General features: G+C 70.8%; 13 protein-coding genes. 11 read left to right on the top strand and 2 right to left on the bottom strand.

The annotated features are described in order from the left end of the window. Window positions 1-31: 31 nt before the first annotated feature. The 3 genes from LO772_RS31190 (at window position 32) to LO772_RS31200 (ending at window position 2,803) form a co-directional block, all read left to right on the top strand. A complete protein-coding gene (locus tag LO772_RS31190) occupies window positions 32-484 on the top strand; it encodes a MaoC family dehydratase (protein ID WP_231775373.1) in 453 nt (150 codons plus the stop codon). Window positions 485-581: 97 nt separating this feature from the next. Then, the gene (locus LO772_RS31195) at window positions 582-1,805 is read left to right on the top strand and encodes an acetyl-CoA C-acetyltransferase (RefSeq protein ID WP_231775374.1); all 1,224 of its coding nucleotides are present in this window, start codon (window positions 582-584) and stop codon (window positions 1,803-1,805) included. 212 nt (window positions 1,806-2,017) lie between these two features. Beyond that, entirely contained in the window at window positions 2,018-2,803 is a 786-nt protein-coding gene (locus tag LO772_RS31200; protein WP_231775375.1) for a FadR/GntR family transcriptional regulator, read from the top strand. 87 nt (window positions 2,804-2,890) lie between these two features. Here the strand turns inward: LO772_RS31200 and LO772_RS31205 are convergent, their stop codons facing one another. Next, window positions 2,891-4,006 (bottom strand): acyl-CoA dehydrogenase family protein, encoded by a 1,116-nt coding sequence (locus LO772_RS31205; RefSeq protein WP_231775376.1) that lies wholly within the window; start codon window positions 4,004-4,006, stop codon window positions 2,891-2,893. A gap of 42 nt (window positions 4,007-4,048) precedes the next feature. Continuing rightward, window positions 4,049-4,849, bottom strand: a complete 801-nt coding sequence (locus LO772_RS31210; RefSeq protein WP_231775377.1) for an enoyl-CoA hydratase/isomerase family protein — start codon at window positions 4,847-4,849, stop codon at window positions 4,049-4,051. 90 nt (window positions 4,850-4,939) lie between these two features. Between LO772_RS31210 and LO772_RS31215 the strand changes: the two genes are divergently transcribed. The 8 genes from LO772_RS31215 to LO772_RS31250 all read left to right on the top strand — a co-directional run bounded on the left by LO772_RS31215 (window position 4,940) and on the right by LO772_RS31250 (window position 14,134). Next, a complete protein-coding gene (locus LO772_RS31215) occupies window positions 4,940-6,373 on the top strand; it encodes an OB-fold domain-containing protein (protein WP_231775378.1) in 1,434 nt (477 codons plus the stop codon). Window positions 6,374-6,392: 19 nt separating this feature from the next. Beyond that, on the top strand, window positions 6,393-7,601 hold the full coding sequence (locus LO772_RS31220; RefSeq protein ID WP_231775379.1) for an acetyl-CoA acetyltransferase: 1,209 nt from the start codon (window positions 6,393-6,395) through the stop codon (window positions 7,599-7,601). After that, window positions 7,594-8,490 carry a crotonase/enoyl-CoA hydratase family protein gene (locus LO772_RS31225; RefSeq protein ID WP_231775380.1) on the top strand — a complete coding sequence of 299 codons (897 nt, stop codon included), beginning with the start codon at window positions 7,594-7,596 and terminating at the stop codon, window positions 8,488-8,490. Before LO772_RS31220 ends, LO772_RS31225 begins: the two co-directional genes overlap by 8 nt. Continuing rightward, window positions 8,487-10,007 (top strand): MFS transporter, encoded by a 1,521-nt coding sequence (locus LO772_RS31230; protein WP_231775381.1) that lies wholly within the window; start codon window positions 8,487-8,489, stop codon window positions 10,005-10,007. The genes LO772_RS31225 and LO772_RS31230 overlap by 4 nt, the downstream gene beginning before the upstream one ends. 100 nt (window positions 10,008-10,107) lie before the next feature. Next, entirely contained in the window at window positions 10,108-11,682 is a 1,575-nt protein-coding gene (locus LO772_RS31235) for an AMP-binding protein (protein WP_231775382.1), read from the top strand. Window positions 11,683-11,728: 46 nt separating this feature from the next. Then, entirely contained in the window at window positions 11,729-12,883 is a 1,155-nt protein-coding gene (locus tag LO772_RS31240; RefSeq protein ID WP_231775383.1) for a thiolase family protein, read from the top strand. After that, window positions 12,883-13,278 (top strand): Zn-ribbon domain-containing OB-fold protein, encoded by a 396-nt coding sequence (locus tag LO772_RS31245; RefSeq protein ID WP_231775384.1) that lies wholly within the window; start codon window positions 12,883-12,885, stop codon window positions 13,276-13,278. The genes LO772_RS31240 and LO772_RS31245 overlap by 1 nt, the downstream gene beginning before the upstream one ends. 100 nt (window positions 13,279-13,378) lie before the next feature. Next, window positions 13,379-14,134, top strand: a complete 756-nt coding sequence (locus tag LO772_RS31250) for an SDR family NAD(P)-dependent oxidoreductase (protein ID WP_231775385.1) — start codon at window positions 13,379-13,381, stop codon at window positions 14,132-14,134. The last annotated feature ends 6 nt before the right edge of the window (window positions 14,135-14,140 follow it).

The raw sequence follows: 14,140 nt of genomic DNA on the forward strand, positions 1-14,140 counted from the left end.
GCCCCGAAGTCCCGAAGCAGGAGTAGGAACCATGCGCGTGTTCACCAGTCTCGACGAGATCCGTGCGGCCCAGGGCAGCGTCCTGGGAACGAGCGACTGGCTGACGATCGACCAGGAGCGCATCGACCGCTTCGCCGACGCCACCGGCGACCACCAGTGGATCCACGTCGACCAAGAGCGTGCCACTCAGGGGCCGTTCGGCGCCACCATCGCGCACGGCTACCTGACGTTGTCGCTGCTGCCGTATTTCTCGGTGCAGAACTACCGCGTCGAAGGCGCCCGGATGTCGGTCAACTACGGCCTGGACAAAGTGCGCTTCGTCGCCCCCGTCAAGGTCGGCTCCCGGCTGCGCGGAGTCACCGAGCTGGCCCAGGTGACCGACGTGGACGGCGGCGCGCAGCTCCGCTTTCGCACCACCGTGGAACTCGACGGCTCCGAGCGGCCCGCCTGTGTGGCCGAGACGCTCAGCCGCCAGTACTTCTGACGCATCGAAACCCGAGGCCCGCGCGCTACGCCGCGAGGACGCTGCTCCACGACCGGGCCGTCCGCGCGGCCCACGAACGAACCGAAAGAGGTGGAACATGGCCGCCCAGCTGCGCGATGCCGTGATATGCGAACCGCTGCGCACACCGGTCGGTGGCTACGGCGGGGCCTTCCGTGAGGTGTCCGCGACCCAGTTGGCGGCCACCGTGATCCGGGCCCTGCTGGAGCGCACCGGGGTGCCCGCGCACGCCGTCGACGACGTCATGCTCGGCCAGTGCTACCCCAACGGGGAAGCACCCGCGATTGGCCGAGTCGCGGCACTCGACGCCGGCCTGCCCGTCGAGGTGCCCGGAATCCAGCTCGACCGCCGGTGCGGTTCCGGTCTGCAGGCGGTGATCAACGCCGCGATGCAGGTGCAGACCGGGGCGAGCGACCTTGTCGTCGCGGGCGGCGCGGAGTCGATGAGCCAGGCCGAGTTCTACACCACCGACGCACGGTGGGGAGTGCGCGGCAACGGCACCATGCTGCACGACCGCCTGGCCCGCGGGCGAGTCACGGCGGGCGGGGTCAACCACCCCGTGCCCGGCGGCATGCTGGAGACCGCGGAGAACCTGCGTCGCGAGTACGCGATTCCCCGCGCGGAGCAGGACGAACTCGCGCTGCGGTCGCACGAGAAGGCCGTCGCCGCGCAGCGGTCCGGCCGGTTCGCGGACGAGATCGTGCCGGTGACCGTACGCACCCGCAAGGGCGAGGTCGTCGTCGACACCGACGAGCACCCGAGGGCGGATTCGACCGCGGAGAAGCTGGCTCGTCTGCGGCCGGTGCTCGGCGCCCAGGACCCGGAGGCGACGGTCACCGCGGGCAACGCCAGCGGACAGAACGACGGCGCGGCGGCCTGCATCGTCACGTATCCGGAGCGGGCGGCCGAACTGGGGCTGCGACCGCTGGGCCGGCTGGTGTCCTGGGCGGTCGTGGGGGTGCCTCCCCGGACCATGGGCATCGGACCGGTTCCGGCGACCGAACGGGCGTTGTCCCGGGCCGGTCTGAAGCTCGCGGACATGGACCTCGTCGAGCTGAACGAGGCGTTCGCGGCCCAGGTGCTGGCCTGCACCCGGGAATGGGGTTTCACCGCGGCCGACTTCGAGCGCTTCAACGTCAACGGTTCGGGCATCTCGCTGGGGCATCCCGTCGGGGCGACCGGCGGAAGGATCCTGGCGACACTGCTGCGGGAGATGGACCGTCGTGAGGTGCGGTACGGCCTGGAGACGATGTGCCTGGGCGGAGGACAGGGGCTGAGCGCGGTGTTCGAGCGGGTCTCCTGATCGGTCGGGAAGCCCGTGCGGCGTTCCCCGTCGGACCGCTGTGGCGTCGCTCACGGCGTCCGACGCCGCGCTTGCCACCTGCTCCACGCAAAAGATGGATAGTCTCTATTAGCTGATCCAGTGAAATAGTTGTCCTGCATTCCGGTTGCCGGGTGTCGGTGTCTCGGCGTGATCGCCCGCGTTCCCCGCGGGCCGGTAGGGGAGGTGGACAGGTGGTGGACAACACTGCGGACGTACCGACCCACGGGACTTTGGGCGCACACGTCCGCGTACCCAAGATGGCGGAACTGGTGGCAGCGCAGCTTCGTCGCAAGATCGTGCGCGGCGAACTGGCCGGAGGACAGTCCCTCCCGGCCGAGACAACGCTGATGGAGGAGTTCGCGGTCTCCCGGCCGACGCTGCGTGAGGCGTTCCGGGTGCTGGAGTCGGAGGCGCTCATCAGCATCCGGCGCGGCGCGCGCGGGGGTGCCCGCGTCCAGGTCCCCGAGGGGGAGGTCGCGGCCCGGTACGCGGGTCTGGTGCTGGAGTACCGCGGTACGACGCTGCGGGACCTGTACGACGCGCGCACCCTCATCGAGGCGCCCTGCGCCGGCCTGCTCGCGCAGCGTGCCACCGACGACGACATCGCCCGGCTGCGGGCCGCGGTGGGCCACGCGGAGAGCCTGATGGACGATCCTTCGGCTTTCATCCGCGCCCACATGGAGTTCCACGCGCTGGTCGTGGACCTGTCCGGGAACGAGACCATGCGGGTGCTCAACGGGATGGTCCGGCACATCATCGACAAGGCCAACTGGTCGCACGTCGACCTGGACGCGGGGACCCCGGAGAACATCGAGGCGAACCACCACGGCTTCAAGGCGCATGTGAAGCTGGTCGAGTTGGTCGCCGCCGGTGAGCACGAGGCGGCCGAGGCGCTGTGGCGCTACCACTTGCAGGAGGCCGAGAAGTACCTCCTGCGTGACAACTCGATGGCGACCGTGCTCGACCTTCTCGGCTGAGCACACGACACGTCGGCCCGTTTCCGCAGGACGCTCCCGCCCGCGGAAACGGGCCGACGTGTTGCTCCGTCCGTCACACGCCGTCCGTCACACGCCGATGCGCCGCGCGAGGAGTGCGCGATGGTAGGCGGAGTCGCCGAGCAGGATCTGCGAGGTCTTCGCCCGCTTGAAGTACAGGTGTGCCGGGTGCTCCCAGGTGAACCCGATCCCGCCGTGGACCTGGATGTTCTCCTCGGTGGCCTTGACGCACGCGTCCGAGCAGAAGGCCTTGGCCAGGCTCGCGACAGCGGGCAGCTCCGCACTGTCGCGGTCCGCGGCAAGCAGGGCGTAGTACGCCGCCGCGCGGGCCGACTCCACTTCCACCAACACGTCCGCCAAGAGATGCTTGACGGCCTGGAACGAGCCGATCGTGCGGCCGAATTGGCGGCGCACCTTGGCGTAGTCGACCGCCATCTCCAACGCCCGTTCGGCCACACCGACTTGCTCCGCCGCCAATGCCGCCGCCGCCCGGTCCAACACGGCCGTCACGAGGTCCCAGGCGTCACCTCGGACGCGCAGCCGCCGCGCGGGAACGTCGGCGTACTCCAGCCGGGCCTGCCGCCGCGTCTGGTCCATGGTCGGGAGCGGGGTGCGCGTCAGGCCGGGGGCGTCGCCGTCCACCTCGAACACGCCGATGCCCTCCGCCGTGCGGGCCACCGTCAGCACCACGTCCGCGGTCGCGCCGTCCAGGACGAAGGTCTTGTGCCCGGTGAGGGCCCAGGCGTCGCCGTGCGGACGGGCCGTCAGGGTCACGCCTTCGGGGTCCCAGCGCGCCGAGCCCTCGGTGAGGGCCAGCGTCCCGACGAGTTCACCGCCCGCGAGGCCGGGAAGCCGTCGGGTACGGGCGTCCTCGTCGTCGGAGAGCAGGAGAGTCGTCGTCGCGAGCACCGCCGAGGCGAGGAAGGGTGTGCACACGAGCGCGCGGCCCATTTCCTCCAGTACGAGTCCGACCTCGACGAGACCGGCGCCCGCTCCGCCGTACTGCTCGGGAACCGCCAAGCCCTGAAGCTCTGTTTCCCTTCCCATCCGCCGCCACAGCGCGCGGTCGAACCCGTCCTCGGTGGCCATGGTGCGCCGCACCTCGGTCTCCGGCGACACCTCGCCGAGGAAGGCGCGTACGGTGCGCCGTAGTTCCTCTTGGGCGTCGTCGAACGCGAAGTCCATCTCCTTGCTCCGTTTCTCCGCGAAGGTCCGCCGACACAAGGGTCAGCGGTCCGCGATGATCTTCTCGACGATCGCGATGTGCTCGGGGGAGTGCATACTCTCCCGTTCGGCGGTCAGCGCGACCTCCATGACGTTCGCCATGGCTTGCTCCAGGTGGAGGTTCACCGCGCGCTTGGTGTCACGCAGTGCCTGCACGGGCAGCTTTGCGAGGCGGTCGACGAGGTCGAACGCCTCGTCCAGCAGCTTGTCGCGGGGCACCACGGTGTTGGCCAGGCCGAGCCGGACGGCGTCCTCGGCGCCCACCCGCTGTCCGAGGAACAGCATCTCCTTGGCCTTGGCCGGCCCGATGATCAGGGGCAGGATGAGCGGGCCGCCGTCGCCGGGGACCAGTCCCACCTGGAGGTGCGGGTCGGCGAGGTAGGCGCCCTCGGCGATCAGGATGAGGTCGCTCAGCAGCGCCAGGCTGCATCCGAGGCCCACGGCGGGGCCGTTGACCGCGGCGATGACCGGCACCGGGCAGCGCACCATGCCGGTCATGATGCGGCGGGCCTCGACCACGTTCTGGTGCCGGAACGCCGGATCGCGCTGCACCCGGGTCATGACCTCGAAGTTCCCGCCGGCGCTGAAGGCCCGGCCGCGCCCGGTGAGCACGACGGCGCGGGCGTCGTGGTCGGCGGCGACGCGGTCCCATACCTCGGCGAGCGCCGTGTGGAGGCTCTCGCTCGTGGAGTTGAGCTGCTCGGGGCGGTTGAGCTCGACCAGCCGGGTCGACCCGTGCGCGCTCACCACCAGTTCCGAGGACAGGTCGTACATCGGTGCCTCCGGGAGGGGTTGGTTGCCCATAGAAAAGGCATCATAGTTTAATGGTCTAACGGAATATAAGGTCTGGTCGGCACAGTGCGACCGGCCCCGGACTGTCGCGGAGGAGTGTGGATGGCTGGGATCATCGCCTACGGCGCGTACCTGCCGTATCACCGGCTGGAACGCGCGGATATCTCGGCGGCGTTGGGTACAGGCGGCGGCAAGGGCGCACGTACGGTCGCGTCCTACGACGAGGACAGTACCTCCATGGGCGTGGAGGCCGCCCGCATCGCGGTGGACGCCCCGGCGATACGCGAGCGCGTCGACCAGCTCTACCTGGCCACCGCCACCCCGGCCTACCTGGACAAGACCAACGCGACCGCCGTGCACGCCGCGCTCGCGCTCGACCCGCACGTGCTCGCCGTCGACATGGTCGGCTCGGTGCGCTCCGGCGCCGGGGCCCTGATCACCGCTGCCCGTGCCGCCGGACCCACCTTGGCGGTGCTGTCGGACATCCGCACCGGATTGCCGGGCGGGGCGGACGAGCGTGACGGCGGCGACGGCGCGGCGGCGTTCGTCTTCGGCGCGCATCACGAGGACACTCCGGTACTCGCCGAAGTCCTGGCCCAGGACACCATCAGCGACGAAGTCCTCGACCGATGGCGGCTGCCGGGGGCCAACGCGTCCCGGGTATGGGAAGAGCGCTTCGGCGAGGAGGTGTACGTACCCGCCGCGACCGAGGCTCTGGCCGGCGCCCTCGAATCGACCGGCCTTACCGCCGACCGGATCGACCACCTCGTCGTCGCGGGCCTGCACGGGCGCGCCTGCCGCGCCGTCGGCAAGGCCGCGGGCGTCCGACCGGAGGCCGTCGTCCCCGATCTCGCGGACAAGATCGGCAACGCCGGCACGGCCCAGCCCGGAATTCTGCTCGCCGACGTCCTCGACCGATGCCGCCCCGGCGAGACCATCGCCCTGGTGGTTCTGGGGGACGGGGCGGCCGTCTTGGTGCTGCGCGCTACCGAGGCCCTGCCCGCCCGTCGTCCACCACGCCCCGTCGCGGCACAGATCGCCGCACACGGCCCCGCCCTGAAGTACGCCACCTACCTGACCTGGCGGGGGCTGCTGGACCGCGAGCCGCCCCGCCGCCCCGACCCCGAACCGCCGTACGCGCCGCCCTCGCACCGGCGCATCGGCTGGAAGTACGCCCTGGTCGCATCCCGCTGCACCGCCTGCGGCACGCGCCAGATGCCGCCCGGTCGGGTCTGCGTGGCCTGCCGGAGCGTCGACGCCACGACCGACGAGCCGGTCGCGAACGTCCAGGGCACGGTGGCCAACTCCACCGTCGACCGGCTGGCCTTCACCCCCAGTCCGCCCATGCTCGTGGTTGTCGTGGACTTCGACGGCGGCGGCCGGCTGCGCTGCCAACTGACCGACGCGCACGAGGCGGACACCGCGGTCGGCACCCGGGTGGAGATGACGTTCCGCCGCACACTCACCGCCAACGGCGTCCACAACTACTTCTGGAAGGCGCGGCCGGTACGCACCGCCGTACCGGACCAGGCCTGACCCGTCGGGAGGGAACAACATGGGATCACACGGGATTCGCGACCGCGTGGCCATCGTCGGCATGGGGTGCACGCGGTTCGGTGAGCATTGGGACAAGTCGGTGGACGACCTGCTGGTCGAGTCCACCACGGCGGCCGTCGCCTCCGCCGGGATCGCACTCGACGACGTGGACGCCTTCTGGCTCGGCACGCAGGGGTCGGGCGGCTCGGGCCTGACCCTCAGCAGGCCACTGCGCCTGCCGTACAAGCCGGTCACCCGGCTGGAGAACATGTGCGCGACGGGCTCGGAGTCGCTGCGCAACGCGTGTTACGCGGTGGCCTCGGGTGCCTATGACGTGGCGATGGCGGTCGGTGTCGAGAAGCTGAAGGACTCCGGCTTCTCGGGGCTGTCCAGCACCCTTGTGCCGGGGGCGGGCGACGACGGACGCGGCGAGACCAGTCCTCCGGCGAACTTCAGCTTGTTGGCTCCGGCGTATGCGGAGCGGTATGGGGTGGATCGGGACGAGCTGAAGGATGTGTTGGCGCGGATCGCGTGGAAGAACCATGTGAATGGTGCGCGGAATTCGCGGGCGCAGTTCCGCAGGGAGGTGCCGGTCGAGCGGATCAAGGCGGCTCCTGTGGTGGCGGGGATGCTGGGGGTGTTCGACTGCTCGGGGGTGTCGGACGGTTCGGCGGCGGCGGTGGTCGTGCGTGCCGAGGACGCGTACCGGTACACCGACCGGCCGATCTTCGTCAAAGCTCTCTCCTTCGTCGCGGGACCGGCCCGGGGACTGGCCCACCCCGACTACGACTTCACGACGTTCCCCGAGGTCGTCGCGTCGGCGGAGGACGCGTATCGGCAGGCGGGGGTGACGGATCCGCGTGCGGAGATCGCGATGGCGGAGGTGCACGACTGCTTCACCCCGACGGAGCTGGTGCTGATGGAGGACCTGGGGTTCTCCCGGCGCGGTGAGGCGTGGAAGGACGTTCAGGCGGGGGTGTTCGACCTGGACGGCGAACTGCCGGTGAACCCCGACGGGGGTTTGAAGGCGTTCGGGCATCCGATCGGCGCGTCGGGGCTGCGGATGATGTTCGAGGCCTGGCTCCAACTGCGCGGCGAGGCCCCGCCCGAGCGGCGCATCTCCTCCCTCGCGGAAGGCCGCAAACTCGCCCTCACCCACAACCTCGGCGGCGGACCGGGCGACTGCGTGTCCTTCGTCTCCCTCGTCGGGAAGGAACTCCATGGCTGAGCAGGACTTCGACAAGCGCCATGAGACGGTGCTGACCGACCTCACCGACCGCGTGCTGACCGTCACCCTCAACCGCCCTGACCGGCTCAACGCCTTCAATCCGCAGGTCATGGCCGATCTGCTGGACGTGCTGGACCGTGCCGACGCCGACGACGAGGTACGCGTGGTCATCGTGACGGGAGCCGGGCGCGGCTTCTGCGCGGGCGCCGACGTCAGCGCCGGCGGCGGGTCGTTCGACCACCGCAAGGCCGGCGCCTGGCACCGGGACACCGGCGGACGGGTGGCACTGCGCCTGTACGCGTGCGCCAAGCCGGTCATCGCCGCGATCAACGGCGCGGCGGTGGGCGTCGGCGCGAGCATGACGCTGCCGATGGACATCCGGCTGGCGTCCACGACCGCCAAGTTCGGCTTTGTCTTCGCGCGTCGCGGCATCGTCCCGGAGTCGGCGGCCGGATGGTTCCTGCCCCGCGCGGTCGGCATGCAGCGGGCGATGGAATGGGTGGCCACCGGCAGGGTCTTCGGTGCCGACGAGGCCCTTGCGGCGGGCCTGGTTCGCTCGGTGCACGAACCGGACGAACTGCTTCCGGCCGCACGGGAGATAGCCCGGGAGATCGTCGAGAACACCGCGCCGGTCTCCGTCGCCCTCTCCCGCCAGATGATGTGGCGGATGCTGGGCGAACCCCACCCCATGACCGCGCACCGGCTCGACTCGCGCATCATGAGCCAGATCGGCGGCGGACCCGACCCCACCGAGGGCATCGAGTCCTTCCTCGCCAAGCGCCCGCCCAAGTTCCCCGGCCGGGTCAGCACGGATATGCCGGAGATCTACCCGTGGTGGCGCGAGGAGGAGTTCCGTCCGCTGGATGAAGACCTGCCCGACCCCCGGTGAGCCGCCCACCCGTCGGCCGCGACGCCGCCCGCCCCTCCACCACCGGTGACCACCGGCGTCCCGATCCGGCGGCGCGGGAACGCACACGCCCGACGTTGCTGCTCGCCGTGCTGCTGTTCGTGGGCATGGTCGTCGCCATGGTCAGCACCCTGGGCACGCTGCTCATCCCGGTGATCGCCGGGGACTACGGGGTCGCTCCCGCGACCGCGCAATGGGTGCTGACCGCGACCCTGCTCGCGGGCGCGGTGGCCACCCCCGTTCTCGGACGGCTCGGCGACGGGTGCCTGCGCAAGCCCGTCCTGATCGCGGGGCTGGCCGCGGTCGCCGCCGGATCCGTCCTCGCGGCGACGGCAGGGCCCTTCTGGCAGCTCCTCCTCGGCCGCGGCTTGATGGGCGTGGGCATGGGACTGATGCCGCTGACCATCGCGGTGGCACGGGAGTACCTGCCGCCGCACCGCCTGCGATCCGCGGTGGCCGCGCTGTCGGTGACGGTCGCCACCGGAGCCGGGATCGGTTACCCGGTCACCGGACTCCTCACCGACCACGTGCACTATCGCGCCGGCTTCTGGCTCGCGGCCGCACTTGCGGCGCTGGCGATGGCCGCCGCGATGCTGGTGGTTCCCCCGGCGGAACGCGGGCGGGGCCGCGGGGGACGTGACCCGGCCGGGACGTTCCTCCTCGGCGCGGCGCTGGTGGCCCTCCTGCTCGCGCTCAGCCGCGCGGACGCCTGGGGCTGGACGTCGCCTCGCGTGGCGGCGCTGCTGGCGGTGGCCGTGGTGGCGGCGGTCGCCTGGTGCTGTGTGGAACTGCGCGTCAGCAGGCCGCTGATCGACCTGCGCTACCTCGCGCTGCGCCCGGTCTGGGTGGCCGACGTGTGCGGCATGATCATGGGATTCGGCATGTATGGGTTGTCGATGCTGGTCATCCTGCTCGCGCAGACTCCGCGCGGCACGGGCGCCGGACTGGGTGCCGGGGCCGCGATCACCGGCCTTGTGCTGCTGCCGCAGTCGATCGGGACGTTGATCGCCCAAACGCTGCTCACCAGGGCGCGGGGCCGTATTGGGTCGCGCGCGGCACTCGTGGTCGGATCGGTGACGGCGACCTGCGCGGCCGTGCTCCTCGGTCTGCGGCACGGACACCTCGCCGAACTGGCGCTGGGCATGACCGTCGTGGGCATCGCGCTCGGGACCACCTTCGCCGCGATGGCGGCGTTGATCGTCACCGCGGTGCCGACGGGGGAAACGGGGAGTGCGACGAGCCTCAACCAGGTGGCGCGCACGGTGGGGGGCGCGGTGGGCAGCGCCGTGATGGTCGCGCTGCTCACCGCGCGATCCGGGCCCGGCCACGTCTTCGACGACAGCGGATTCCGGCTGTGCTTCGCCGTGCAGGCGGGCGTGTTCGCGTTGTCCGCGGCCACGGCGCTGTGTCTGCCCCGCGACGCGGACACCAGGCGTGCCGTGCCCGGGCCGAAGCGGTTCCCGGGGAGGCGATCCGCCGGAAAAGACAGCGCGACCTGATGACTTAAATCAATAAAATAGTTACCCTATTTAGCGAACCGCGTGCCCGCATGTGCCGCCTCGGTCGGCGGCGCCCGTCCGCATGGCAGAAGGAGTGTCAGTGATCTCGACCCGTCGCTTCACCTTCGGTGACATCATCCGGGAGCACCGCCGGTCCTACCCGGAGGGTGTCTCCCTGGTCGACTCGGGGGTACGGCTGACCTGGCCCGAGCTCGACACCCGGTCCAACCGCTTGGCGAACGCGCTCAGCGCGGCCGGTGTGGGGGCGGGCGACCGCATCCTGTGGCTCGGCCAGAACTCGTTCCGCGTCTACGAACTGCTCGCCGCCGCCGCCAAGATCGGTGCGATGGTGTGTCCCGGGTACTGGCGCTGGGCCGCGCCCGAGATGGCGTTTGCCGTGCGGGACCTCGAACCGCGCGTCGTGGTGTGGCAACAGGAGGAGATCGGCGAGACGATCGCCAAGGCGCGGGCCGAACTGGGCGACGGCGGCTCCGCGCTCTGGCTGCGGCACGACACCGACGCAGGCGAGTGCTACGAGTCGTTCCTCGCCTCCGGCTCCGCGGACGACCCAGGCGTCGACGTGGACCCCGACTCCGCACTCATGGTGATCTACACCGCCGCCATCACCGGGAACCAGTGCGGCTCGATGCTCTCGCACCGCAACCTCATCGCCATGGGCGCGAACGCCGCCTGGATGGGCGACATCGACAACACGATGTCCTTCCTCAACGCCGGGCCGATGTTCCACATCGGGAACTACCAGGTCTGGGGAATGCCCGTGTTCCTCCACGGCGGCAAGAACGTCGTGGTCCGCCGCGTCGTCGCGGAGGAGCTGCTGCCCCTGCTGGCCGAGGAGCGCTGCACCCACGCGTACCTCATGCCGCCCACGATCATGCAGCTCGTCGAGCTGAACAAGCACGCGGGGCACGACCTTTCCGCGCTGCGGGCAACGGTCGCGCCGCACCTGTGGGAGGGCATGGTCGCCGAGGACACCAGCAGGTTCAGCCGCAACGGCGGCGGCATCGGCCGGGTTTACGGCCAGACCGAGCTGACCGGGCTGCCGGTGACCGGGGGCTTCGGCGGCAGCGGCGGCACCGGCAACGTCGGCCGACCCGGCCCCTTCGCCGCGGTGCGCATTCTGGACGGCGACGGCCGCGAATGCGAGGTCGGTGAGGCGGGGGAGATCTGCGTACGCGGAGATCTTGTCCACCTGGGCTACTGGAACCGGCCCGAGATCAACGCGGAACGCTTCCGCTTCGGCTGGTGGCACACCACCGACCTGGGCCGCCGCGAGGCCGACGGCACCCTCAGCTTCCTGGGCACCACCACGCGCATGCTCAAGTCCGCCGCGGAGAACATCTTCCCCGCCGAGGTCGAGAACTGCCTGGAGGCACACCCCGCGGTGCGGGAGGCCGCGGTCATCGGGGTCCCGAACGAGCACTGGGCGCAGGACGTGAAGGCCGTCGTGGTGCTGCACGGGGGGCGCGAGGCGGGCGCCGACGAGCTGATCGAGCACTGCCGCGAGCGCATCGCCTCGTACAAGAAGCCCAAGACGGTGGAGTTCGTGGACGCGCTCCCGCGTACCTCGGCCGGCACCAAGGACTACGAGGCGTTGGACACCCGCTTCGGTGGCGGCGGCTACCCCGGCGGCGAAACCCTCGGGGCCGGACGATGAGCCGCGCGCGACAGCACAGAGGACCAGGACAACGGAAGGCAGCCGCATGAAGCCACGTCAGGCCGTCATCGTGGGCATTCACGCCACGAAGCAGGCGCTGTCGCTTCCCGACCGCACGGCCATGGACCTGGCCTTGGAGGCGGTCCGCGGAGCGGTGGCGGACGCCGGTCTCACCACGGCGGACATCGACGGGGCGCAACTCGACTGGCCGGGACCGGGCGGGGTGGTGGACGAAGGCAGCTCGTGGGCCCGCCTGTTCGGGCATCCGCTGCGCTGGACCAGCGACTCGATGCTCGACAACGCCGGCTCCCGAGGACTGCTCAAGGCCGCCGCCGCGGTCACCGCCGGATACGCCGACACGGTCGTCGTCGGCGGCTGCAAGCTGGTCTCGCGGGGACCGGACAACGCGCCCGTGGGGGCCGGCACACCGCTGGAGTTCACCGATGTGTGGGGTTCCTACGTCGTGGCGCAGTTCGCCCTCGTCGCCGCCCGGCACATGCACAAGTACGGCACGACGCCGCGTCAGCTCGCCCAGGTCGCGGCGACCATCCGCAACAACGGGTCGGCCAACCCCGAGGCGATGATGTACGGCAAGGGCCCGTACACCCCCGAGGACGTCCTGGCCTCCCGGCTCGTCGCCACGCCGTTCCACCTGCTCGACTGCTGCATCGTCGGCGAGGGCGGCGCGGCGTTCGTCGTCACCACGGCCGAGCGCGCGCGGGACCTGCCGCACCCACCCGTCGCCGTGCTGGGCGGTGCCATGGAGTACCACCAGGCGGCGTACGCCAACCCGGCGCTGTACCGGCAGGTGGGCCAAATCGGGCGGGACGCCTCCGCCCGCGCCTACGCCATGGCCGAGGTGACGGCCCAGGATGTGGACGTCTTCTCGCTGTACGACCCGAACTCCTTCGAGGTGATCCGCCAACTCGAGGCATTGGGCGTATGCGCCGAGGGCGAGGGCGGGCCGCTGGTGGAGAGCGGTGCGATCGCGCTGGACGGCAAGCACCCCGTGAACCCGGACGGGGGCTGCCTGTCCTACGCGTGGAACGGCACGCAGCAGATGACGCTCAAGGTCGTCGAGGCGGTACGGCAGCTGCGCGGAACCGCCGTGCACCAGATCCCGGACGTGAGGCTCGCCGTGGTGGGCAACGCCGGCTCGGGAGCGCAGCACTACGAGATGTCCGTGCTGGGGAGGAACTGATGAGCCGTCCGGTGCCCGTGCCCACCTCGCTGAGCCGTCCCTTCTGGGAGGGCACCCGCCGGGGCGAGCTGCTGATCCCGTGCTGTACGGCCTGCGGGGAACGCTTTTTCGTCCCCGAACCCGCTTGTCCGGCCTGCATGTCGCAAGAGTGGACGTACCGTCCCAGCACCGGGCGGGGCACGGTCTACTCCGTGACCGTGGTGCACCGTGCGCCGGGCCCCGGCTTCGACGCGCCCTTCGCCCTCGCGGTGATCGACCTGGACGACGGTTCCACCATGCTCTCCCATGTCGTCGGCTCCGCACCGGAGGACGTGGTGATCGGCATGCGGGTGCGTGTGGACTTCCGCGCGTACACCGACGAGATCACCCTGCCGTACTTCGTGGCGGAGGCGTAGCCGCGCCTGCCGGGCATCGCAGATAGCTATCTTCGATGAATTATTGAACTGTATAGTGGGGTCATGGTCCGATCGGGGACCTGACGCCTGGAGGAAACACATGAAGTTGCGGGGCAGGGTGGCACTGGTCACCGGTGCGGGACGCGGCATCGGTGCGGCCATCGCCGGCGCGCTCGCCGCCGAGGGAGCGGCCGTGGCCGTGTGCGACGTCGACGCCACCGCGGCGGCCAAGACCGCCGCCGAGCTGTCCGAGCGCCACGGAGTGCGGTCGGTCGGCGTCGCCGCGGACATCGCCGACAGCGCCGCCGTACGCTCGGCACTGGAGCTCGTCGCGCGCGACCTCGGCCCCGTCGACGTCCTGGTCAACAACGCGGCGGTCGACGTGATCAAGCGGTTCGTCGACAGCACCGAGGACGAGTGGGACCGCATCATCACGGTCAACCTCAAGGGCACCATCACCGTGACCCGTGCGGTCCTCGACCAGATGATCGAGCGCGACCGCGGCGCGATCATCCACATCGCCTCCGACGCGGGCCGCGTGGGTTCCTCGGGCGAAGTGGTCTACTCCGCCACCAAGGGCGGCGTGATCGCCTTCGGCAAGGCGCTCGCCCGCGAGGTGGCACGCCACAACATCACCGTGAACACCGTGTGCCCCGGCCCGACCGACACCGCCCTGCTCGGGCAGGTGGCCGAGTACAGCCAGAAGATGTACGACGCCACGATCCGCGCGATCCCGCTGCGCCGACCCGCCGAGCCGGCCGAGATCGCCGGAGTGGTCGCGTTCCTGGCCTCGGACGAGGCCGCCTACATGACCGGCCAGACGCTGTCCGTCAGCGGCGGCCTGACGATGGTGTGAGGCGAC

Origin of the sequence: Yinghuangia sp. ASG 101, from assembly GCF_021165735.1 — a bacterium.
In the GTDB taxonomy this organism is placed as follows: Bacteria; Actinomycetota; Actinomycetes; order Streptomycetales; family Streptomycetaceae; genus Yinghuangia.